At 66.0% G+C, this 1,375-nt stretch carries 1 protein-coding gene; it reads left to right on the top strand.

Annotation, left to right across the window (positions count from 1 at the left end; all coding sequences use genetic code 11):
* Positions 1 to 1,309 (top strand): IS1380 family transposase (locus tag AC4LGL_RS33870; RefSeq protein WP_491842602.1); only part of this gene is annotated, 1,309 nt, incomplete at its 5' end.
* Between the last annotated feature and the right edge of the window lie 66 nt (positions 1,310 to 1,375).

Here is a 1,375-nt window from a genome sequence, read left to right on the forward strand (position 1 = left end):
TGAGCAGACCGGCCTGCCGAATCTGTTGGCTGACAAGATCTTCATCCCCGCGCCGAAGATCAAATCCGGGTCAGCGAATCCGGCACCGAAGCTGGCCACGGTGATCGCCGGGATGTGCGCCGGCGCCGACAGCATTGATGACCTCAACATCGTCCGGGCCGGGGGCATGAAAACACTCTTCGGCGATGTGTACGCACCATCAACCATCGGAACCCTGTTGCGGGAGTTCACCTTCGGACACGCACGCCAACTCGAATCAGTCCTGCGCGAACACTTGGCCGCCCTCTGCCGGCGCGTTGAGTTGCTACCCGGATCCGACAGCGGTGTGTTCATCGACATCGACTCCCTGCTACGACCGGTCTACGGCCATGCCAAACAAGGCGCCTCCTACGGACACACCAAAATCGCTGGCAAGCAGGTCCTGCGCAAAGGACTCTCGCCGTTGGCGACCACGATCAGCACCCCCGGTGCGGCGCCGGTGATCGCCGGGATGCGGCTGCGGGCCGGCAAGACCGGCTCCGGTAAAGGAGCCGGTCGAATGGTCGCCCAGGCCATCACCACGGCCCGAGCGGCCGGGGTCACCGGCCAGATCCTGGTCCGCGGCGATTCGTCCTACGGCACCCGCGCCGTCGTCGGCGCCTGCCGACGCCATGGTGCGCAATTCTCGGTGGTCATGGGCCGCAACAGCGCGATCAACCGGGCCATCAACGCCATCGACGACGCGGCGTGGACACCGGTGAAATACCCGGGCGCGGTGCGTGATCCCGACACCGGAGAGTGGATCTCTGATGCCGAAGTCGCCGAAATCAGCTACACCGCATTCGCGGCCACCACAGACCGCTTCACCGCCCGACTGGTGGTACGTCGGGTCAAAGATGCGCGCTTCCGCGACGCCCTGTTCCCGGTCTGGCGGTATCACCCGTTCTTCACCAACACCGACCTACCAACCGCCGACGCCGACATCACCCACCGTCAACACGCGATCATCGAAACTGTCTTCGCCGACCTGATCGCCGGCCCCTTGGCCCACATGCCCTCCGGGCAATTCGGCGCCAACTCCGCGTGGGTGCTCTGCGGGGCCATCGCCCACAATCTGCTGCGCGCCGCCGGTGTGCTTGCCGGTGGAGCGCACGCAGTGGCCCGGGGAGCCACCTTGCGACGCACGATCATCACCGTCCCGGCACGGCTGGCCCGACCGCAACGCCGACCCATCCTGCACCTACCCAGCCACTGGCCCTGGACCGAGCACTGGCTCACCCTGTGGCGCAACACCATCGGCTACAGCCCACCCGCTACCGCAACCGTCTAACCGTCGCCGAACAGGCCCCACCGAAGCACACAGGAAAAGCTGGGCAGACCAGCGGCTACATCCTGC

Source organism: Mycolicibacterium arcueilense, from assembly GCF_058536225.1.